Source organism: Romboutsia sp. 13368, assembly GCF_018336475.1.
Lineage (GTDB): Bacteria > Bacillota > Clostridia > Peptostreptococcales > Peptostreptococcaceae > Romboutsia.
In genome coordinates this window covers 2,435,039-2,457,591 of sequence record NZ_CP048741.1, presented here as the reverse complement: position 1 = coordinate 2,457,591, position 22,553 = coordinate 2,435,039, and the positions used below count along the sequence as shown (strand labels likewise).

25 protein-coding genes and 5 tRNA genes (1 of these 30 cut by a window edge) are annotated in these 22,553 nt (G+C 27.6%); 27 read left to right on the top strand and 3 right to left on the bottom strand.

Translation table 11 applies throughout. The features are described 5' to 3' along the window. The first annotated feature begins 25 nt into the window (after positions 1-25). From G3997_RS10480 to G3997_RS10370, 23 genes are all read left to right on the top strand, one after another. Entirely contained in the window at positions 26-799 is a 774-nt protein-coding gene (locus G3997_RS10480) for a ParA family protein (protein WP_296645714.1), read from the top strand. A gap of 1 nt (position 800) precedes the next feature. Then, positions 801-1,676: a ParB/RepB/Spo0J family partition protein gene (locus tag G3997_RS10475; RefSeq protein WP_296645712.1), complete on the top strand. Its 876-nt coding sequence runs from the start codon at positions 801-803 to the stop codon at positions 1,674-1,676. Positions 1,677-1,697: 21 nt separating this feature from the next. Then, positions 1,698-2,840 (top strand): aminotransferase class V-fold PLP-dependent enzyme, encoded by a 1,143-nt coding sequence (locus G3997_RS10470; RefSeq protein ID WP_296645709.1) that lies wholly within the window; start codon positions 1,698-1,700, stop codon positions 2,838-2,840. 248 nt (positions 2,841-3,088) lie between these two features. Further along, on the top strand, positions 3,089-4,381 hold the full coding sequence (locus G3997_RS10465) for a helix-turn-helix domain-containing protein (protein WP_296645707.1): 1,293 nt from the start codon (positions 3,089-3,091) through the stop codon (positions 4,379-4,381). Between the two features lie 108 nt (positions 4,382-4,489). Continuing rightward, positions 4,490-5,080 (top strand): sulfurtransferase-like selenium metabolism protein YedF, encoded by a 591-nt coding sequence (gene yedF / locus G3997_RS10460; protein WP_296645705.1) that lies wholly within the window; start codon positions 4,490-4,492, stop codon positions 5,078-5,080. A 31-nt stretch (positions 5,081-5,111) separates the two neighbouring features. Then, a complete protein-coding gene (locus G3997_RS10455) occupies positions 5,112-5,375 on the top strand; it encodes a DUF3343 domain-containing protein (protein WP_296645704.1) in 264 nt (87 codons plus the stop codon). A 14-nt stretch (positions 5,376-5,389) separates the two neighbouring features. Next, the gene (locus G3997_RS10450) at positions 5,390-5,575 is read left to right on the top strand and encodes a DUF951 domain-containing protein (protein WP_296645702.1); all 186 of its coding nucleotides are present in this window, start codon (positions 5,390-5,392) and stop codon (positions 5,573-5,575) included. A gap of 75 nt (positions 5,576-5,650) precedes the next feature. Then, on the top strand, positions 5,651-6,853 hold the full coding sequence (locus tag G3997_RS10445) for an aminotransferase-like domain-containing protein (RefSeq protein WP_296645700.1): 1,203 nt from the start codon (positions 5,651-5,653) through the stop codon (positions 6,851-6,853). Between the two features lie 283 nt (positions 6,854-7,136). Beyond that, the gene (rpsF, locus tag G3997_RS10440; RefSeq protein WP_296645697.1) at positions 7,137-7,415 is read left to right on the top strand and encodes a 30S ribosomal protein S6; all 279 of its coding nucleotides are present in this window, start codon (positions 7,137-7,139) and stop codon (positions 7,413-7,415) included. Between the two features lie 34 nt (positions 7,416-7,449). Next, positions 7,450-7,896 (top strand): single-stranded DNA-binding protein, encoded by a 447-nt coding sequence (locus tag G3997_RS10435; RefSeq protein WP_296645695.1) that lies wholly within the window; start codon positions 7,450-7,452, stop codon positions 7,894-7,896. A 19-nt stretch (positions 7,897-7,915) separates the two neighbouring features. After that, positions 7,916-8,143 carry a 30S ribosomal protein S18 gene (gene rpsR / locus G3997_RS10430; RefSeq protein WP_071118875.1) on the top strand — a complete coding sequence of 76 codons (228 nt, stop codon included), beginning with the start codon at positions 7,916-7,918 and terminating at the stop codon, positions 8,141-8,143. Positions 8,144-8,237: 94 nt separating this feature from the next. Continuing rightward, entirely contained in the window at positions 8,238-8,558 is a 321-nt protein-coding gene (locus tag G3997_RS10425) for a MazG-like family protein (RefSeq protein ID WP_296645693.1), read from the top strand. 6 nt (positions 8,559-8,564) lie between these two features. Beyond that, positions 8,565-9,518, top strand: coding sequence for a YybS family protein (locus G3997_RS10420; protein WP_296645690.1), 954 nt, complete (start codon positions 8,565-8,567; stop codon positions 9,516-9,518). Between the two features lie 9 nt (positions 9,519-9,527). After that, entirely contained in the window at positions 9,528-11,519 is a 1,992-nt protein-coding gene (locus G3997_RS10415; protein WP_296645688.1) for a DHH family phosphoesterase, read from the top strand. Next, positions 11,520-11,969: a 50S ribosomal protein L9 gene (rplI, locus tag G3997_RS10410; RefSeq protein WP_296645686.1), complete on the top strand. Its 450-nt coding sequence runs from the start codon at positions 11,520-11,522 to the stop codon at positions 11,967-11,969. A 22-nt stretch (positions 11,970-11,991) separates the two neighbouring features. Then, the gene (gene dnaB / locus G3997_RS10405; RefSeq protein WP_296645684.1) at positions 11,992-13,320 is read left to right on the top strand and encodes a replicative DNA helicase; all 1,329 of its coding nucleotides are present in this window, start codon (positions 11,992-11,994) and stop codon (positions 13,318-13,320) included. A 215-nt stretch (positions 13,321-13,535) separates the two neighbouring features. After that, positions 13,536-13,847: a hypothetical protein gene (locus G3997_RS10400; RefSeq protein ID WP_296645681.1), complete on the top strand. Its 312-nt coding sequence runs from the start codon at positions 13,536-13,538 to the stop codon at positions 13,845-13,847. A gap of 34 nt (positions 13,848-13,881) precedes the next feature. Further along, positions 13,882-15,168, top strand: a complete 1,287-nt coding sequence (locus tag G3997_RS10395) for an adenylosuccinate synthase (RefSeq protein WP_296645679.1) — start codon at positions 13,882-13,884, stop codon at positions 15,166-15,168. Positions 15,169-15,558: 390 nt separating this feature from the next. Then, a tRNA-Lys gene (locus G3997_RS10390) sits at positions 15,559-15,634 on the top strand. Between the two features lie 5 nt (positions 15,635-15,639). Continuing rightward, positions 15,640-15,714, top strand: a tRNA-Glu gene (locus G3997_RS10385). A gap of 7 nt (positions 15,715-15,721) precedes the next feature. Further along, positions 15,722-15,797 (top strand) — tRNA-Val (locus tag G3997_RS10380). A gap of 15 nt (positions 15,798-15,812) precedes the next feature. Then, positions 15,813-15,889 (top strand) — tRNA-Asp (locus tag G3997_RS10375). A 14-nt stretch (positions 15,890-15,903) separates the two neighbouring features. Then, positions 15,904-15,978, top strand: a tRNA-Thr gene (locus tag G3997_RS10370). A 118-nt stretch (positions 15,979-16,096) separates the two neighbouring features. Here G3997_RS10370 and G3997_RS10365 read toward each other — a convergent pair. Both G3997_RS10365 and G3997_RS10360 read right to left on the bottom strand, forming a co-directional pair. Further along, on the bottom strand, positions 16,097-17,086 hold the full coding sequence (locus tag G3997_RS10365; RefSeq protein WP_296645676.1) for an ATP-binding protein: 990 nt from the start codon (positions 17,084-17,086) through the stop codon (positions 16,097-16,099). 8 nt (positions 17,087-17,094) lie between these two features. Then, positions 17,095-18,153, bottom strand: coding sequence for a DnaD domain protein (locus G3997_RS10360; RefSeq protein WP_296645673.1), 1,059 nt, complete (start codon positions 18,151-18,153; stop codon positions 17,095-17,097). Between the two features lie 114 nt (positions 18,154-18,267). Here G3997_RS10360 and G3997_RS10355 point away from each other — a divergent pair, with 114 nt between their 5' ends. The 4 genes from G3997_RS10355 (at position 18,268) to G3997_RS10340 (ending at position 22,340) form a co-directional block, all read left to right on the top strand. Further along, positions 18,268-19,737: a M1 family metallopeptidase gene (locus G3997_RS10355; protein WP_296645671.1), complete on the top strand. Its 1,470-nt coding sequence runs from the start codon at positions 18,268-18,270 to the stop codon at positions 19,735-19,737. Positions 19,738-19,823: 86 nt separating this feature from the next. Beyond that, positions 19,824-20,618, top strand: a complete 795-nt coding sequence (locus G3997_RS10350; protein ID WP_296645669.1) for an MBL fold metallo-hydrolase — start codon at positions 19,824-19,826, stop codon at positions 20,616-20,618. 33 nt (positions 20,619-20,651) lie between these two features. Beyond that, positions 20,652-21,131, top strand: a complete 480-nt coding sequence (rlmH, locus tag G3997_RS10345) for a 23S rRNA (pseudouridine(1915)-N(3))-methyltransferase RlmH (protein ID WP_296645667.1) — start codon at positions 20,652-20,654, stop codon at positions 21,129-21,131. Between the two features lie 162 nt (positions 21,132-21,293). Continuing rightward, positions 21,294-22,340 carry an ABC transporter substrate-binding protein gene (locus tag G3997_RS10340; RefSeq protein ID WP_296645665.1) on the top strand — a complete coding sequence of 349 codons (1,047 nt, stop codon included), beginning with the start codon at positions 21,294-21,296 and terminating at the stop codon, positions 22,338-22,340. Between the two features lie 204 nt (positions 22,341-22,544). Here G3997_RS10340 and G3997_RS10335 read toward each other — a convergent pair whose 3' ends face one another. Then, positions 22,545-22,553, bottom strand: the final stretch of a protein-coding gene (locus G3997_RS10335) for a GntP family permease (protein ID WP_296645662.1). 1,218 nt of this gene lie beyond the right edge of the window; the window shows 9 of its 1,227 coding nt (coding positions 1,219-1,227); its start codon lies beyond the right edge, outside the window; it ends in the stop codon at positions 22,545-22,547.

Genomic DNA, 22,553 nt, shown 5'->3' with positions numbered 1-22,553 from the left:
GAAGATTACAGGGGGAACAGTCAAAATGAGTAAAGTAATAGCAGTATTTAATCAAAAGGGAGGAGTAGGAAAGACTACTACTAACGTAAATTTAACTGCAAGTTTAGGTACAATGGGTAAAAAAATATTAGTACTAGACTTAGATCCACAGGGAAATACAACTAGTGGATATGGTATAGAGAAACATGCAGTAGAAAGAACAATATATGATGTAATAATAGATGGAGTAGATATAAGTGAAACAATATTAAAAACAGAGTTTGAAAATATTGACATAGTATCATCAGATACAGACTTAGCAGGATGTGAGATAGAACTTACATCAAGAAATAATAGAGAGTATATACTAAAAAATGCAATAGAAAAGGTAAGAGATAATTATGATTATATATTTATAGATTGTCCTCCTTCATTAGGGATGTTAACTATAAATAGTCTAACTGCAGTAGATAGCGTTTTAATACCTATTCAATGTGAATATTATGCTTTGGAAGGTGTTAGTCAGCTTATGGGGACTATAAAATTAGTTAAATCTAGACTAAATCCAGAGTTAGACATTCAAGGTGTTGTATTAAGTATGTTTGATGGAAGAGCTAATTTATCAATACAAGTAGTTGATGAAGTAAAAAGATACTTTAAGGGAAGTGTATATACAACATTAATACCTAGAAATGTTAGATTAGCAGAAGCACCTAGCCATGGTAAACCTGTTTATTATTATGATTCAAAATGTAGAGGTGCTCTAGCTTATATGGAATTAGCAGAGGAATTTATAGATTTAGAGGAGGATATAATATAAGATGGAGAATAAAACAACAAAAAGAACTAACAGATTAGGAAGAGGACTTAGTGCATTAATACCTGATATTAATGGTGAAATAGATAAAAAAGATATAACAACAATAGAATTAAAAAATATATATCCAAATCAAGATCAACCTAGACGAGTATTTGATGAAGAAAAAATAAAAATATTAAGTGAATCTATAAAAAATTATGGAGTATTACAACCTATAGTGCTTAAACCTGATGATAAAGGTAAATATATGATAATAGCAGGAGAAAGAAGATATAGAGCATCTAAATTAGCACGTAGAAGTGATATACCTGCAGTTATAAAAGATATACCAATGAAAGATATTATGGAGATTGCACTTATAGAAAATTTACAAAGAGAAGAGTTAAATCCAATAGAAGAAGCATTAGCTTATAAAAGTTTAATAAAAAATTATGAAGTTACACAAGAAGAAATATCAGAAGCTGTAGGAAAGAGTAGACCTCATATAACTAATACACTTAGATTATTAAATCTACCTAAGCAAATAACTGATATGATAGACCAAGGTCAGATAACAGCAGGTCATGGAAAGGCTATACTTAGAATATCGGATGAAAATTTACAAATAGAGTTAGCCAATAAAGTAATAGCTGAAGAGCTTTCAGTTAGAGCTACAGAAAATTTAGCAAAAAAAATTAGCGAAGAAAATATTAAAGAAATTCCTAAAAAAGTTAAAGAAAAAGATGTATTTATTGTTGATGTTGAAGAAAGATTAAGAAATATATTTGGAACGAAAGTAAATATATCTAAAGGAAAGAAAAAAGGAAAAATAGAAATAGAATACTATAATGAAGATGATTTAAATAATATAGTATCTATGCTTCTTGAGGATAACTAAGAAGAGGAAAGGAATCATAAAATGATTTATTTAGACAATGCAGCAACGACATTTCCAAAACCAGAAGCTGTATATGATGCTATGATGGATTGTATGAAAAATTATTGTGCAAATCCAGGAAGAGCAGGTCATAAGTTAGCTATGAAAGCAGCTAGGGAAATATATGACACAAGAGAAAATATAGCTAAGCTACTTAATATAGATAATCCAATGAATATAGTATTTACTAATAATGCAACAGATTCATTAAATTTAGCTATAAAAGGTGTTGTAAAAGAAGGTGACCATATAATAACTACTAGTATGGAACATAACTCAGTAATAAGACCAATAAAAGCTCTTGAAAAAATAGGCATAGAAAATACTATAGTTAAATGTGATGAACAAGGATTTTTAAATATAGATGATTTAGAAAAAGCAATAAAGCCTAATACAAAATTGATAGTGACAACTCATGCATCAAATGTATGTGGTACATTAATAGATATAAAATCTGTATCAGAAATAGCTAGAAAGCACAATGTATTATATTTAATAGATGCATCTCAAACATTAGGTGTTTATGATATAGATTTAAAAGATATAAAAGCTGATATGTTAGCAGCACCTGGACATAAAGGATTATTAGGTCCACAAGGAACAGGTATACTTTATATAAGAGAAGGATTAAGTTTAGATATTTTAAAAGAAGGTGGAACAGGAAGTAGATCAGAAGATTTATTTCAACCAGACTTAGTTCCAGATAAATATGAGTCAGGAACCCATAATACTCCTGGAATAGTTGGACTAAATGAAGGTGTTAAATTCATATTTAAAGAGGGAATAGAAAAGATAAAAAAACATGAAGAAGAGTTATGTAAGTATATGCTAGAAAGGCTAGAAGAAATACCTAATATAAAAATTTATGGTCCAAAAGATGCAAAAAAAAGAGCATCTGTTATAAGCATAAATATAGGAAATATGGATTCTGGAGAAATAACATTCTTACTAGATAGTGAATATGATATAGCTACTAGATCTGGAATACACTGCGCTCCGCTAGCACACAAAACTTTAGATACACTAGAACAAGGTGCAGTGAGATTTAGTATAGGATATTTTAATACTAAAGAAGAGATAGATAAATCAATAGATGCATTAAAAGAAATATCAAAAAATAATTAATTTATAAATAAGAGATTATCTTAAGTAATACCATGAAATTATGATTTACTTAGAGGTAACCTCTTATTTTTTGTATAAAATAATTTTATAGATTACTTACTTATAAAAAAGTAAAATATAAAATAAAATTTATGTAGAAGCGAACATTATTTAATCGAATTAGAATATACTTTGAAAATATATAGTGTTTTTAAAATAAATATAAGTTATAATTAAATTGAAAGAAAATGATTTCATGGGGGAGTAGTATGAATATTTTAAGTTTAGGAGAAAAGATAAAAAAGTTAAGAAAAGAAAAAAATATGACATTAAAAGAATTGGCAGGAGATAGAATTACTGCAGCCCAAATAAGTCATATAGAAAGAGATAAATCACATACTAGTCATGAGTTACTGGAATATCTAGCAAATCAATTAGATGTAAGTGTTGATTATTTATTAGAAACTAAAGAAATGCAGTCTAAGAAATTAACTGATAACTTAATACTTCAAAGTGAGATTTTAATTAAATGTAATGAATTAGAAAAAGCTGAAAATCAGTTAAGAGAAGCAATAGAAATATGTGATGAATATAAAATTTTAGATAATTACGGAAAATGTAATTTTTTATTAGCAGATATAAATTTTAAAAAAGATAAATATAGTGAATCAGTTATGAGTTATGAAAAAGCACTACATTGTTTTATAAAAAATAATGATAAAGAAAAAGTATTTAGATGTTACCTAAATATAGGTAAAATTTATATGCTAGAAGAGTTCTATAAAGGTGCAGTTCTTCAATTTGATTTTGCAGAAAATGCATTAGAAGAAATACAACTTGAAGATATAGATATGTATAAAGATTTATATAGTAAAATAGCTTATTGTTATATTAAATTAAATGATAATGAAAAATCTTTATATTATACAAAAAAAATGGATGAAGTAGATTCAAAAAATAATCCAGAAGAAGAATTAAATGTTCTAATGCTAAAAGCAAATAATCTTTTGAATATGGGGGAATACGAAACTTCTAAAGAATATTTAAAAAAAGCATTAGAAATTCTGGATAAAGAGAAAAATAAAACAGAATTAGCGTCTATTTATTTAACTATATCAGATGTATATAAAGATATGGGATATTTAGATAAGGTTTTAGAGTATTCACAAAAAGTATATGATATCAAAAAAAATGATGAAGATGAGTATATGATGAATAGTTTATTTAAAATAATAGAAGCATATATATCTAATGATGACTATGAGATTGCTAAGAGATATTGTAAAATAGCATTAGCATCTGCAATAAAAAATAAAAATAAATTTAATGAATTTAAAATTTTAAAGTATTATTCAGATATGCATAAAGCTTTAAATGAAAATATAGTTGCAATTGAATACTTACAAAAGTGTATAAATATAATAACTGAATTAAATGATAAAAAAATATTAGCTGATTTATATATAAACTTAGGGGAATTATATTCATACTCTTCAAAAGATAAAGAATTAGAATATTATCAAAAAGGGGTTTATATATACAAAAACTTAGAAATTATATAATAAAAAGATTCCTTTTAGGAATCTTTTTGTGTATAGAAATAATCTATAACAAGTTAAAATATATGTATGTTAGAATAAATGTGAATAATATTAAGGAGATGATTGGGTATGTACATAGAGATAAATGCTGTAGGTTTAGCATGTCCTAAACCTGTAATAAATACAAAAAAAGAATTAGATAAAATTGAGCAAGGTATAGTAGTTGTTACTGTAGATAATGATATAGCTAAACAGAATATATTAAAATTATCTAATTCATTAAATTGTAAAGCTGAAATTATAAAACAAGAAAAAGACTTAATTTCTATAGAGATAAAAAAAGGTGAAAATGTTATAATAGAAGAAAAAAAACAAGATGAATTAGAAGATAAATGTATATTTATATCTTCTGATAAAATAGGAAATGGAAATGATGAATTAGGTGCTGTACTTATGAAAGGATTTATATACACACTGACAGAATCAAAACCTTATCCTAAAAGTATACTTTTAGTTAATTCTGGTGTGAAATTAAGTACTGAAAATTATGATACTGTAGATAATTTAAAAATACTTGAAGAAGCTGGAGTTGAAATATTATCTTGTGGTACTTGCCTAGATTACTATGGATTAAAAGAAAGTTTAAAGCTAGGAAGTGTTACAAATATGTATACTATAGTTGATATAATGAAAAATTCATTACAAACTATATCTATATAATTCTAAATAAAATAAGAAAGAGGATGACATTATGAACGAAATGTATATAGTTTCATTTAACTCAACACATCATGCAATAAGATTAGATAAAACATTACAAGAAGCTGGGATAAGAGCCACAACATTACCTACTCCAAGGGAGATAACAGCTAGTTGTGGAATATCTATAAGATTTTTATATGAAGATATAGATAGCATAAAGAAAATTTTAGATGAAAATAGTATAGAATATAAAGGAATATACAAAATAAAAAGACTAGAAAATGGAACAAAAGAAGTAGAAAACATAGATTAGGAGAGTGAGTATTTATGCCAATGGATATAAAAATAGGTGATGTTGTAGAATTAAAAAAACAACATGCTTGTGGATGCAAAGAATTTGAAATTACAAGAATAGGCATGGATATAAAAATAAAGTGTACAAAGTGCTTAAGAACTATAATGTTAGACAGAGAAACTGTAGAAAAAAGGATTAAAAAGATAATAAAAAAATAGTACACACCACATCTAAATTGAATTTGATTTGCTATAATTAAAGTAAAGGAATTATTTTCAGGGGGTGCTTTAATTATGGCTATTAAATTTGCAAAAAGGATGGAAGATTTAAAAGCGTCAGAAATACGTGAACTTTTAAAGCTTACAGAAAAACCAGAAGTAATATCTTTTGCTGGAGGATTGCCAGCACCAGAACTATTTCCTGTAGAGGAGATGAAAGAAATCTCAAAAATAGTATTAGATGAATCTGGAACACAGGCACTTCAATACTCAACAACAGAAGGATTCCCACCACTAAGAGAACAAATAGCAAAAAGAATGAATAGCAAAAACAAAACAAATGTAACTAAAGATGATATATTAATAACTAATGGGTCTCAACAAGGTTTAGATTTTGCAGGAAAGGCGTTTTTAGATGAAGGAGATATAGTTCTATGTGAAAGTCCATCATATATAGGAGCTATAAATGCATTTAAAGCATACAGACCAAAATTCATAGAAGTTCCAACAGATAAGAATGGAATGATTATGGAAGAGTTAGAAAAGATACTAGAAACTACAGAAAATATAAAAATGATTTATGTAATACCAGATTTCCAAAATCCTACAGGAAGAACATGGCCATTAGAAAGACGTAAAAAGTTTATGGAAATAATAAATAAATATGAAATACCAGTAATAGAGGATAATCCTTATGGAGAGCTAAGATTTGAAGGTGAAAGTTTACCATCTTTAAAATCTATGGATAAAAAAGGATTAGTTATTTTCCTAGGTACTTTCTCAAAAATATTCTGTCCAGGGTATAGAATAGGATGGACATGTGCATCTCAAAAAATATTAAGTAAATTCATATTTATAAAACAAGGAGCAGACCTACAAGCATCAACAATATCCCAAAGAGAAGTTAGTAAGTTTATAGATTTATACGATTTAGATAAACATGTAGAGAAATTAAAGGAAGTTTATGAAAGACGTAGAGACTTAATGTTAGAAACTATGAAAACAGAATTTCCTGAAGGAATAGAATATACTCACCCAGAAGGTGGATTATTTACATGGGTAGAACTTCCAAGTCACTTAGATTCAAGAGTTATAATGCAAGACTGTTTAAAAAATGATGTTGCATATGTACCAGGTGGATCATTTTTCCCTAATGGAGGTAAAGAGAACTGTTTTAGATTAAATTACTCAAATATGCCAGATAATAGAATTATTGAAGGTATAAAGAGATTAGGAGAAGTTTTAAAACAACATATGATAGTTAAGGAAAATATTTAGTTTAAATACATAAAAAAATGGTGGTTGTATAACCACCATTTTTTTATGGGAGATTGGGATGAAATATATTTAAGTTATGGGGGCTATACGTATATAGTATTAGCATATATATTTACATATATACGTATTAAGAGATAAAAAAATGTAATAATAGAATATGTGACATAAAATCGAATTGACATTTGTAAAAACTAATGATAAAATGTGTAGGTATGAGATTTAAATCTCATTTCTCTGCTCTACAAATGTAGAGCCGTTAAGTCCAAAGGGAGGTGAAAAGATAATGAAAAATTATGAATTAGTTTTCGTAGTAAAGCCAAACGCTGATGAAGAAACTAGAGAAGCAGTTCTTAACAAAGTTAAGGAAGTAGTTGCTACTAACGGAGAAGTTGCTAAAGTTGACGTATGGGGGAACAAGAAATTAGCTTACCCAATAGCTAAGTTCACTGAAGGTCACTACGTATTAGTTAACTTCGCAGCTGGTGTTGAAGTACCTAAAGAATTAGACAGAAACTTAAAGATAAACGAAAACGTAATAAGACACATGATAGTTGTTGCTTAATAACTAGTTTTATTACTACAAAGGCGGTGTTATTATGAACCATGTTGTATTAATTGGTAGATTAACTAGGGATCCTGAGTTAAGATACATCGCAGGAACTGGAACACCTGTTGCAAACTTCGCTATAGCTGTTGATAGAGAATTTTCAGGTAAAGATGGGAAAAAAGAAACAGACTTTATAGATATACAAGTTTGGGGTAAATCTGCAGAGAATTGCGCTAACTATATAGGTAAAGGAAGTTTAGTAGCTATACAAGGTTCAATAAGAATCGATAGTTACCAAAATCAAGCTGGAGAAACTAGAAGAGCTTTTAGAGTAAATGCAAATAGAGTACAGTTCTTAGATACAAAGAATAAATCTGAGAGTTCATATAAAGGAAATCATCAAGGATTCGAACCGAACTTCGAACCTAGCTTTGAGCCAACAGGATTAGATCCTCAAGGATTCCAAGCTATAGATGATGACGATATACCATTCTAAAAAAGGAGGGAAATTTACTATGATAAACAAGAAGAGACGTAAGAAGAAGAGAGTTTGTCAATTCTGTGCTTCTAAAGATGCTAGAATAGACTACAAAAACACTCAAAGATTACAAAAATACGTAACTGAAAGAGGTAAAATATTACCAAGAAGAATCTCTGGAACTTGTGCTAAGCACCAAAGAGAATTAACAGTTGCAATAAAAAGAGCTAGAAACATAGCACTTTTACCATATACATTAGACTAAGAAAAGGACGAGCCTTACGGCTCGTTTTTTTGTTTATCTGGTTAAATATGATATAATATATGATATAATATTTATATATTAAGGGGGGGAAGCTGTGAAATTCGATAGAAATTCAGATGTAACTAAAAATGTAAAGATAATAGAGTGGATGAAAAAGGAGCTTATACTTAGTGTGGGAGACGTATTTGACCTTATATTTAAAGGTGTAAAGCCTTTAGATGAAGCGCTTCAAGATACTTTAGCAAATATAATAATGATAACGTATTTACTAGCAAAAAGATTGGGAATAAGTTTTAATGAAATAGATTATAAGATAAAAGAAAAGATAAAAATAGGTATAGACCAAAATCACAGTGTTGAAAATTGGTATGGAGATTTTTCGAATTTAAAAAAACATATGGAAAATAGGGAGTGATTTTAATTGAATAATAAATTAAGGCTACCTCAAGCATCGCTTATAGCCGCATTAGGTATATTATTATGCTTAATGACAGTGTACATACCTATGCTAAGTGTGTTTAGTATAGCTGTTCCAGTACCATATGCAATAATAGGAACCTTAACAGATAATAAATACTCTACACTATCTCTAATAGTAACGTTTTTTATATTAATGATTACTGTAAATCCACTATATGCTATTAGTGTATGTATAACAAGTATAATCCCAGGAATTTTTATAGGAAGTGCAATAAGAAATAAAAAAGAAGATGATTTTAATCTATTTGAACCTGTATATATAGGTACAATTGTAAATATGATATGTGTAATTATTTTCTTTTTTGTTGCAAATATAGTATTTAAAACAAATATATTAGATGATTTTATAAATGTTATGAAAGAGTCAATGAATGCCCAAGTTTATATTATGGAAAAGGCAGGAATGAATTTAAATGAATCATTTAATGTAACCAATATGATAAATTATATTAAAAATATGATACCTACAATATTATTCTTCCAAGGAATTATTGTAGCATTTGTAATATATGCTTTAGAAGTATTTGTTTTAAAGAGAATAAGAATGGTAAACTTAAGATTACCAAAATTCACAGATTTTTACTTACCAGGAAATGCTGTAAATGCGTCATTTTTACTATATGTACTTGTTATATTTATGGACTTAGTTAATTTAAATATGCATAATGATTTAATAATGATGAATTTACAATTAATATTTAACTTTATGTTTATGATTCAAGGGATAGCAGTTTCTATTTTTTACTTAAAAAAATGGTTCAGAAGTGGGTCGTTTAAAATGATATTTATGTCAACATTATTTTTAAGTATATTTGGGTTTATGGTAGTATCTTTTGTGGGTATGTTAGATAGTATAATAGACTTTAGAAGGGTAAGAAGCTATAAATCTACTTAGGAGGTATAGATGACTAGTAAACGAATCTTAAAAATGAATATGCCAGAAGTAAACCTATATATAGTTATTGTAGGAATAGCATCTATATTTTTACTATATTATAACTTTTATTTAGGTGGGTTATTCTTTATTGGATTTTTATATATGGTTATTAATAATTGGAAGACAACTAATATAAGACGAAAAGAATGGACTAATTATATTGAAAATTTATCTTTAGATATAGATGAAACAACTAAAAAAGCAGTTATGAACCTTCCAATACCTTTATGTATACTTGAATTTGATGGTAGTATTACTTGGTATAACAGTAAGTTTAATGTCATGATAGGTGAAGACGACTTACTAGGAGCAAATATTGATAATCTTATAAAAAATTTAAATTTAAGAAAAGTATTAAATGAAAATAAAGAAATGTATACGGATATAAGCTATAAAGATAGAGAATATACTATAGTTTATAATGTAATAAAAAATGAAAAAGAAAAAAGTGCTAAATATTTAATGATGTTATATTGGATAGATAAAACAGATTTTTTAAATATGCAAAAGCAGTACGATGAAGAAAAAAATGTAATAATGTTAATACAAGTAGATGGTTACGATGAAGTATTAAAAAGTACACAAGAAGAAAATAGACCTCTTTTAAGTGTAGCTATAGAAAAAGAATTAACTAATTTAGAAATTAATACAAAAGGTGCATTAAAAAGAACATCTGAAGATAAGTTTTTCTTAACAATGAATAAAAAAGAATTAGTAAAACTAGAATCAGAAAAGTTTTCAATACTAGACCAAATCAGAAAAATTGATTATGGAAATAATCTTCCTGTAACTATAAGTATGGGGATTGGAATAGATGGAGATACAATAAATGAGAACTTAAAACTTGCAACAGGTGCTCTAGACTTAGCTTTAGGTAGAGGTGGAGACCAAGCAGTTGTAAAGACAAAAGATAAATTTGCATTTTATGGTGGAAAGTCTAAAGCAGTAGAAAAGACAACAAAAGTAAAATCAAGACTTATAGGTCATGCATTAAGAGAAGTTATATTAGAAAGTGAACATGTATTTATAATGGGTCATACGTATCCAGATATGGATGCTATGGGAGCTGCTGTTGGTATATACGATATATGTAAATCATGTAATAGAACAGCTAATATAGTACTAGACTATGCAAATGAATCAATAGAAGAGTTCATAAAAAGAGTAAAAAAATCAGATTATTATAATGGAGTTTTTGTTGATTGTGATTATGCAATAAAAGAGTGTACTAAAAACACACTAGTAATTGTTGTAGATACCCATAGACCAAGTTTTACAGAATGTCCACAATTATTAGATATATCTGATAAAGTTGTTGTTATAGACCATCACAGAAGAGGTGTAGACTTTATCAATGATACAGTGCTTTTATTCCATGAGATATATGTATCATCTACATGTGAAATGGTAACAGAGCTTGTACAATACATTGAAGATGATGTAAGAATAAATAAATTAACTGCAGAAGGATTATTAGCAGGGATTAGTTTAGATACTAAAAACTTTGCATTTAAGACTGGTGTAAGAACTTTTGAAGCTGCATCATACTTAAAGAAATCTGGAGCAGATACTATTGAAGTTAAAAAGTTATTTAATTCAGATATAAAAGACTTTATAACTAAGGCAGACATTATTCAAAATGCAAAAATTATTAATGATAATATATGCTTAGCATATACAAAAACAGAAGCTGATAATATAAATGTAGTTATAGCACAAGCTGCGGATGAACTTTTAAATATAAAAGAAGTAGAAGCATCGTTTGTTTTAGCTAGAAAAAATGATAGAGTATTTATAAGTGCTAGGTCATTAGGAAATATAAATGTACATGTGTTAATGGAGAAACTAGGAGGCGGGGGGCATAGAGATATGGCTGGTGCCCAGTTAGATACTTCACTAGAAGAAGCATATGAAATGGTAAATAATACAATACAGACATATTTGAAGGAGGAAGAATAAATGAAAGTTATACTTTTAAAAGATGTAAAAGGAACAGGAAAGAAAAATGAAGTAAAAGAAGTAAGTGATGGATATGCAAGAAACTTCTTATTACCTAAAAAGTTAGCAGTTCCTGCTGATAATACGAATATGAAAGAATTAAATGAAAAGAATAAATCAAAAGAGTTAAAAGCTCAAAAAGAATACGAAGCAGCAGTAGAATTAGGTAAAAAAATGGAAGAACTAAGCGTAGTTATATATTCTAAAGCTGGTGATGGTGGAAGACTTTTCGGATCAATAACATCTAAAGATATAGCCGAACAAATTAAAAAGCAACATAATATAGAAGTTGATAAGAGAAAAATAACTTTAGATGAACCAATAAGAGTATTAGGTTCAAGATTTGTTGATATAAAAATACATCAAAAAGTAACTACAAAGATAAGAGTAGACGTAAAAGAAAAACAATAGAGAAACACTTGAGGTGATAAAAATGGAGGATATTACTAGAATCCCCCCGCATAGTGTGGAATCAGAACAATCTATATTAGGTTCTATATTACTTGATAAAGATGCTATGATAACAGTTAGTGAGACAATAAATCCAGATGACTTTTATAAAGAAGCACATAAAATTATATATGAATGTATGATTAAATTAAGCAATAAATCTGAACCAATAGATTTAATAACGCTAACTGAAGAATTAAAAAAACAAGGTCATTTAGATGATGTGGGTGGAATAAGTTATATAACAAGTTTATCAACAATTGTTCCAACTACATCAAATGTTAAGTACTATGCAGATATAGTAAAGGAAAAATCAGTACTTAGAAAACTTATAAAAGTTTCTAATGATATAATAAATTTAGGATATGATGGTTCTACTAAAATTGAAGATGTACTAGATACAGCTGAAAAAAAGATATTTGATATATCACAGGAAAAAGCTAGTGATGATTTCAAGTCTATAAATTCAGTTCTAATGGATGCATATGATATGATAGAACATTTATATACAAATAAATCTGAAATAACGGGGATAACAACTGGATTTAGAGACTTAAATAAAAAGATAAATGGGATGCAAAGGACAGATTTATTACTAATAGCAGCTCGTCCTGCTATGGGTAAAACTGCATTTTCATTAAATCTTGTTCAAAATGCTGCATTAAAGGGTGATGCATCTGTAGCAGTATTTAGTTTAGAGATGTCTAAAGAACAGTTAGTACAACGTATGTTATCTGCTCAGTCAAATGTTGAACTTAGCAAGTTAAAAACTGGTAGGCTTAATGAAAATGACTGGCCAAGAATAATAGATGCTATGGCAGTTTTATCTAATGCTAAAATTCATATAGATGATACTCCAGGTATAAAAATTTCAGAACTAAGGTCTAAGTGTAGAAAATTAAAAATAGAGCAGGGATTAGACCTAATATTAATAGATTATCTTCAACTTATGGAAGGTGAGGGTAATAATGAAAGTAGACAACAAGAGATAGCTAAAATATCTAGATCTCTAAAAATAATTGCAAAAGAATTAAATTGTCCGGTTGTTGCACTTTCTCAGTTATCTCGTGCTCCTGAACAAAGAGCAGATCACAGACCTATGTTATCAGACTTAAGGGAATCTGGATCTATAGAGCAGGATGCAGATATAGTTATGTTTTTATATAGAGATGAATACTATCATCCTGATTCAGATAGAAAAAATATAGGTGAGGTTATAATTGCAAAAAACAGACATGGTGAAACTGGTTCAGTTGAGTTAGTTTGGCTTGGAGAAATTCAAAAATTTGCTGATAAATCTAGAGAAATGTAATTTGGAATATATCTACAAATATCCACATGAAGCGATATGATTAAAATATTATACTGTGGATATTTGTCTTAATAAATCTACAAATATTGAAATTTAAATAAATTGTTATCCACAATATCCACATTGGTGTTGTTGATAAATGTTAATAAACATAAAAGCAAGCTTTTAAGCTTGCTTTTATATTTATAATAGTTAATTTTATGGAGGAACGTGTGTTGAATATAAATTTAGTATATATATATCCAAAAACAATAGAAATAAACAATGAAATGAATTTATTAAGAATAGTTGATAAAGTAGAAAAAGAAAGTTTGGTAATGTATTCTACAAAAGAAAATGAAAACTATAAAATTTGTATGATTAATACATATACAGGGGAGAATATTTATATTGTAAGTTATAAAAAATGCGGAAATAGATATAAAGTCTTTAGAAAACTTAAAAGATATAGAAAAATACATATTAAAATTAATAAAAAATTAAAAAAGTTGAAAATAATACGTATATTTGATAAAATGAGTGAGTAAAGCGTTCGAATAACGATAGTAGAGGTGAAGTATAATGAAAACAGTTGCAGTAGTAGGTTCTCAATGGGGAGACGAAGGAAAAGGTAAAGTTATAGATTACCTTGCGACACAAGCAGATGTAGTAATAAGAGGACAAGGTGGAAATAATGCTGGACATACATTAGTAGTTGATGGTAAAAAATTTGCGTTAAGATTAATACCATCAGGAGTATTAAATCCAAATACAATAAATGTAATAGGTAACGGTATAGTATTTGACCCACAAGGATTTTTAGAAGAAATAGAAATGCTTAAAAAAGATAATATAGATACAAGTAATATAAAAATAAGTGATAGAGCTCATATTGTTTTTCCATATCATAAAGAATTAGATGCTTTAGCAGAAGAAGCTAGAGGAGATAATAAGATAGGTACAACTAAAAAAGGTATAGGACCTTGTTATATGGATAAAACTGAGAGATCAGGGATAAGAATATGTGATTTAATGGATAAAGATGTATTTGCTAAAAAATTAAAATCACAAGTAGATGCTAAAAATAAATTAGTTCAAGGTGTATATGGAAAAGAAGCTATGTTTGACTTTGAAACTATATACAATGAGTACTTAGGATATGCTGATCAAATAAGAGATAATGTTGCAGATACTTCAGTAATAGTTTATGATGCAATAAAAGCTGGTAAAAAAGTATTATTTGAAGGTGCTCAAGGAACATTACTTGACTTAGATTTAGGAACTTATCCATTTGTTACTTCATCTCATCCAATATCAGGAGGATTTGCAGTAGGTGCAGGTGTAGGACCAAACATGATAAAAGATGTTGTTGGTATAGTTAAAGCTTACACAACTAGAGTTGGAGAAGGTCCATTTGTAACTGAGTTAGATAATGAAGTTGGAGAAGAAATAAGAGTTAAAGGCCGTGAATTCGGAACAGTAACAGGAAGAGCTAGAAGATGTGGATGGTTTGATGCAGTTATAGTTAGATATGCAGCAAGAGTAAACGGATTAACTAGTATATCATTAATGTTATTAGATGTTTTAACTGGATTTGATAAGATACAAGTATGTACAGCATACAAAATGGGAGATAAAATAATAAAAGATTTCCCTGCATCTTTAGAAGATTTAGCTAAATGCGAACCTATATATGAAGAACTAGAAGGATGGTCTGAAGATATAACTACTGTAGAAAGATTCGAAGATCTTCCTGAAAATGCTAAAAAATATGTAGCTAAAATAGAAGAATTAGTAGGTGTAAATGTTGATATGGTTTCTGTAGGACCAAACAGAGCACAAACTATAGTTAGAAAAAATATATTCTAAATTTAAAATTTAGTATTATAAAAATAATAAGGGTATAAATGTATTTTTATACCCTTTTGTTATGTATATAAACAAAATATTTTATATAAAATAGCTAAATTATATAAAAAAATAATGTATTTTATATAGTTTTATAAAAAAGTAAGATAAATATTTAAATAAATTAAATTTAATATGTATTTTAACAAAATAAGCTTAAAATAAGTAATGAAGCCATTTTTAGTATAATATAAAGTAGAAAAATATACCTAAAATCAACATTTTATTTAATTTATTGAAAAAAAATAAAAAAAATATAATAAAAATGTTGACTTAGAATAAAAAAACTAATATAATAATTTTTGTGAGCAAGAGAAACGAAAAAATTCGATAAAATCTGACACATAAGATGATCCATTAGCTCAGTCGGTAGAGCACCTGACTTTTAATCAGGGTGTCCCGCGTTCGAGTCGCGGATGGATCACCAATTATGGCCCATTGGTCAAGCGGTCAAGACACCGCCCTTTCACGGCGGTAACAGGGGTTCGATTCCCCTATGGGTCACCAATATCCCGGGACTATAGCTCAGCTGGGAGAGCACCTGCCTTACAAGCAGGGGGTCACAGGTTCGAGCCCTGTTAGTCCCACCATTTACATATAAATGCGGCCTGGTAGTTCAGCTGGTTAGAATGCCAGCCTGTCACGCTGGAGGTCGAGGGTTCGAGTCCCTTCCAGGTCGCCAATTTAATACACTATGCTGGTGTGGCTCAATGGCAGAGCAGCTGACTTGTAATCAGCAGGTTGTAGGTTCGACTCCTATCACCAGCTCCAATAAAACTCTTAGAATAATCTAAGAGTTTTTTATTTTATAAATTTATAATTAATTTTTAAATTAATACATGTTTTGAAAATAAAAAAATAGAAGAAAAATATAAGTTGTATTTTTCTTCTATTTCTTGCTTTCCCATCTTAAATCTCTACCTAAAAACTTAACCATTTTAAATCTATCAAATATCCTTGAGAATATCCTTTGTGCATAGTTAGAACCTAACTGCATAGGAGATAAGTTTGTAGATATAATTGTTTTCTTTCCAGATAAAAGTCTAGTGTTTAATATATTAAATAATTCACTGTTTGTAAATGAATTTGTAAGTTCAGTTCCTAAATCATCAATTATTAATAAATCACAGTCAAATAAATTTTCATAATTTGCTTTAGAGATATGATTATCTGTATTTTTAAATTTATATTCTTCAATAATTTCAAACATTTTAAATGCCGTTTGATATATAACAAGATTTCCTCTATCTAAAAGTGATTTTGCTATACAATTACACATAAATGTTTTTCCAAGTCCAGTATCTCCATAAAATAATAAATTTTCTCCATTATCTTTATCAAAATCTAATACAAATGATTCACATATAGATACTATTTGTAGCATATTCTGCTGTGGAGATATATTAGATTCTGGATCTTTTTCAGAAGAAAATATACTTGTATCTAAAGTTGTAAAGTTTTCTTTTTCAAGCATCCTAGATATATTAGACATTTTATAGGCCTCGTTTATTATTTGCTGTTTTAAACAGTTGCATTTTTGACCATTTTCTAAGAAACCTTTATCTTTACAAACATTACAATCATGCTGTAATTCAAGATATCCAGTTGGTACTTTATATTTTATTAGTAAATCTTCTTTATGTTTTCTTAAATTATCCATCTTTTGCTTAGATTCTAGTATTATATCTTCTTTATTAGATGGATTTTGTAATACTGACTTAGCTAATTGTAGGCCAACTTTACTTATTTCATCATCTATTTTTTTGAATTCTGGAATTTGGGAATATACATCATTTTTTCTTAATTCTAATTCTGATTCTGCTTTATCTCGTTTCTTTTGATAAGAAACAAGTATTTCTCTTATTTTGGATTCTATCATTTAATCACCTATTTAAATTTATTTTTTTGGCTTTCTTGTAACATTTTTTCTAGTTCTTCAGGTGTATATTTTGCAAATGTTTGATTTATATTATGGAATCTAGTTTTTACTGTAGGTTCAGATGACTTAGTATTTTTAAATACTTGTTTTTTATCATCTGATTTCTTTTTAAACTCTTCATCTAATTTTTTTATATCATCTAAAGTTTTTACATCGGATTTTTTCCACTTTTCAATAATACCATTTATATAAGATATAGATGGATTTGATGTATTTTTAGCTCTAGAACATGCAGATAATATAACCTCAATGTCCATATTATATCTATCAAACCAGCTATCCATAATTCTTTCTTCAGGCTTAGATGGTTGTCTATAAAATCCAAGTTCATTAAATATTGTTTTATACATCATATATCTTTCACTTCTTACTATAAAACTATCTTTAACATCTTGAGGAGTAAATAAATTAGAATCATACCATCCTCGAAGAATAGATTCAATGTATTTAACAGGTCTAGAAGAACCATGCTTATCTCTTACATATTCATATGCACATACTATCATATCTGGATCCATATTATATTTATTCATTATTTCTAAAATACTAATCTTTTCACCTGGATCAAGATATCTTCCAACTATTTTATTTATAGTAGTAAACATCTTTCTGACATTAGGGTTTTCTGAAACAGAAACTATACTATCACTATTAGATTTTATAGACTTAGTATTTACATGCATATTATCCATATAAAATCTTTTTAAGTCTAAAAATTCTATCGAATAGTCAAAATCATCTAGCCCCTCGTTTTTATGCATTTTAATAATATTCTTGTTTTGCCAGAATTTCCATGCATCTATTACATCAGAAAGAGGTATATTTAAATTTTTAGCAATTGAATTATTATCAAACTTAGGATTAGAGTTAGGGTCACATGCTTGTCTATAACCTAGAAGATAAACTTTAACGTATAATCCATTAGCCATAGGCATAAATATATCTATAAAGATATTGGCAATAGTAGTTTCACCTAAATCTATTTCATTGACTTCTTTGAAAAACATTTTATCACCTCAGATAAGATTATATCACAAAAAACTAAATCTTTAATTACACAAGTTTATATTACAAAAAAAGAGAAAAAATTATTCATATTAAAAAAGAAAGGGGGAGATTATATGATAATAAACTTTACTAAGAAGGTAAGAAAAACAACAGGAATAATGGTAGCTTTATTAGTGGTTGTAGGATGTGGAGTATATTTATATCAAAGCAAAAATTTAGTACAAACATTAAATAMTGAAGAAAATAATAGCATAAATAAATATATTATGGATGTTATATTTGATGATGAAAGTAAAAGGCTTATGTGTAATCAGAATATAGAGTACATAAATAATACAAATTTAACTTTAGATAAAGTATATTTCCACATATATCCAAATGCTTTTTCGAAAAAGGAATTTGCTCCTTTTGAAAAAGATGAAATGAGTCAAGCCTATCCAAATGGGTTTAATGAAGGCTATATAGACATAAAAAATGTTTTAAATAATAATAACAAGTTAGAATATGAAATAAAAGGTGAAAAAAATGATTTGCTAGAAGTAAAAATAGGTAGACAATTAAAGCCAGGAGAAAAAATATCTATAGATATGAAATTTAATGTAAAAATACCTAACTCAGAAGGAAGATTTGGGTATGGAGAAAATACTATAAATATAACTAATTGGTTTCCTATAGCATGTGTTCATGATGATAGAGGATGGAACTTAAAAGGTTATGAGACTGTAGGTGATCCATTCTATAGTGATACAAGTGATTTCTATGTTAAATTACTAATTCCTAAAAAATATAAAATAGGTTGCACAGGTAACATTATTTCTGAAAAGTCTGATTCTGAAAAAGCATTTTATGAAATACAAGCAAAAAAGGTTAGAGATTTTGCATTCATTTTAAGTGATAAATTTAAAGTTAAAAAAGAGACATATAAAGGTGTTGATATAAGTACATATAATTTAAATGAAAATCTAGCTATAGAGTCAACAAAAATAGCTAAAGATTCTATCAGTATTTTCAGTGATTTATTTGGTGAATATCCTTATGATACATATTCAGTGATAGCAAGTGATTTTTTCATAGGTGGTATGGAATACCCTACATTAGTAATGATTGACCAAACTTTATATAATGAAAAAGATAAATTTTTACTTGAATACGTAATTGCACATGAAACAGCTCATCAATGGTGGTATTCTGTTGTAGGAAATGACGAAATAAGCGAACCTTGGTTAGATGAAGCACTTACAGAATATTCAACTGTTCTTTATTTTGAAGAAAAATACGGGAAAGAAGTTGCCTCTAAATTGATAAAAACTATGGAAATACAGACTAAAAATCATTCAAGTGAAAATATATTTAAACCAACAACAAAATATAAAAATTCTATAGATTATAGCTTAAATGTATACACTAAGGGTGCATTAGCATTTAATGAAGTAAGAAATAAAGTAGGCGATGAAATATTTTTTGAAACATTAAAAGAATATTATAGTACATATATGTACAAAAATGTTAATGGAGCTAAGTTTGTTGATTTATGGAATAAAAAAGGTGTAGATATAGATAAAATTATAAGTGAATATAAGTAAAATTTACAGAGAGTATTAAATTTTTATTTAATGCTCTATTTTTTTGGTATAATATAATCTATGATTATAAAAAATGAGGTGACAGTATGATGAAATATTGTTCAATAGGAAGCGGAAGTAGTGGAAATTGCCACTATATAGGATATAAAGATACCAACATACTAGTAGATGCAGGCCTTAGTGGAAAAAGAATAACTACAGGTCTTGAAGATATAAATATAGATATAGAAAGTTTAAAAGGGATATTTATTACACATGAGCACTCAGACCATATAAAAGGAGCGGGTATAATTTCTAGGAAATATGATATACCTATATTTGCAAATGTGAAGACATGGTGTGCTATGAAAGACAAGCTTGGAGATATAAAAGATAGCAATATGAAAGTATTTGAAAATGATAGAAGTTATTCTTTAGGGGATTTAATAATAAGACCTTTTTCAATATCTCACGATGCATCTGATGCAGTAGGGTATAATTTTTATGCAGAAAATGAAAAGATGTCTATAGCTACAGACATAGGAATGATAACTGATAATATAAGAAGACACTTATATAAATCAAAATTAGTTGTGCTAGAATCAAATTATGACCCTAATATGCTTATGATGGGATCATATCCATATGCATTAAAGAAGAGGGTAATGTCAGATACAGGCCATTTATCTAATGAAGATGCAGCCAAATTCTGTATAGACCTTGTAAAGGAAGGTACAGAAAGAATATTATTAGCTCACTTAAGTAAAGAAAATAACTTCCCAGAGTTAGCATATGAAACATCTAAATCTATATTAGCTCAAAATGATATAATAATAGGACAAGATATAAAGTTAGATGTTTTATTAAGAGAAGAAGTATCTGATATATACAAAGTTAAGTAGTAGACAATATTAGAACGGACTAAGGAGAAATTTATGAATATAACTGTAATCGGAGTAGGTAAAATTAAAGAAAAGTACTTAAAGTTAGGATTAGATGAATTTTCTAAAAGATTAAGTAAGTACAGTAAATTAGATATTATAGAACTTGATGATGAAAAGTGTCCTGAAAATTTAAGTGAAAAGGACATGCTTATAGTTAAGGATAAGGAAGGTAAAAAGATTCTTAGTAAGATAAAGAATAATAGTTATGTTATAGCTTTAGCTATAGATGGCAAGAATTTATCTTCAGAAGAACTAGCAGATACAATGAGTAAGTTAGCTGTTAGAGGTAATAGCCATATAACTTTTGTTATAGGTGGATCATTAGGTCTTTCAGATGAGGTTTTAAAAAGAGCGGATTATAAGTTATCTTTTTCTAAGATGACATTCCCTCATCAGTTAATGAGGCTTATACTATTAGAACAGGTTTATAGAGCATTTAGAATTAATAATAATGAACCGTACCATAAGTAATGGAAATCGTATAGGCACTTAAAATCATTTTTATCTAAATTAGATTATGATAAAAATGATTTTAAGTGTCTTTTTTGTTAAATAATTAAAATTAACCAAATAAAATTAAAATATGTAGATATAACACAAAATAATCACATAAAAATCGGAAGGAATCATAGTATGAAAAAATTATTAGTTTTATTAATTAGTACTTTAATGATAAGTACTCTATGCATAGGATGTAGCAAAAAAACATCTGAAGAGATAAATTTCTTTAACTATGGAGAAAATATAGATGAAGAAACAATTAAAGAATTTGAAGAGCAATATGGAATAAAAGTTAATATAGAGACTTTTGATGATATGGAAAATATGTATCAAAAGGTTAAAAGCGGTGGAGTAAAGTATGATGTAATTTTAGTATCTGATGCTTTAATGCCTAGAATGATTAAACAAAATCTTGTTCAAGAATTAAATAAAGATAATATACCAAATATATCTCAAATGGATGAAGAATATTTAAATCTAGAAATAGACCCAGGTAATAAATATTCAGTACCTTATATGTTTGGAACTGTAGGTCTTATTTATAATAAAGATGTAGTAAAAGAAGAAGTAGATAGTTGGGATATATTATGGGATGAAAAATATAAAGATAAGATATTTATGTTTGATACTTATAGAGATACAATAGGAGTAGCTTTAAAGAAATTAGGTTATTCACTAAATTCAACTGATATAAATCAGATTGAAGAAGCTAAGCAATTATTAATAGAACAAAGAAAAACTGTAGATCCTATATATGGTGTAGATAACGGAACAACAATGATTCCAGCAGGAGAATCTGATATAAATATGATATGGTCTGGAGAAGGATTAAATCTTCAAGAAGAAAATCCTAATTTAGTTTATGTAGTTCCTAAAGAAGGTGCTAACTTCTGGATTGATAGTTTATGTATACCTTCGAATGCTAAAAATGTTGAAGGAGCTGAAAAGTTTATAAACTTTGTAAGTGATAAGAAAAGTGCACTAAGAATAGCAGATGAAATAGGATATACAACTCCAAATAAAGAAGCTAGATTAGAACAACCAGAGAGTGTAAGAAATAATCCAAATGCATATATGCCAAAAGAAATAATGGATAGATGTGAGATATATGTTGATTTCCCAAAAGATATAAAGAAAATATATGATAATGCATGGTTAGATATAAAATCAAGTAATTAAAAAAGGAAGGTCTAAGACCTTTCTTTTTTTTATAAAATAAAACTCTTAATTTAGAGAATTAATAAAAGACTAGATTGGACATAATTAAGATATATAATTTCAAAGTTTGTCATTATTATAAGAATATGATATTATATAGAACTATAAGAACTCCCACCAACAGGGAATAACAACATTTAATGGAGGAAATTAATAATGGAAAATTTACCAAAT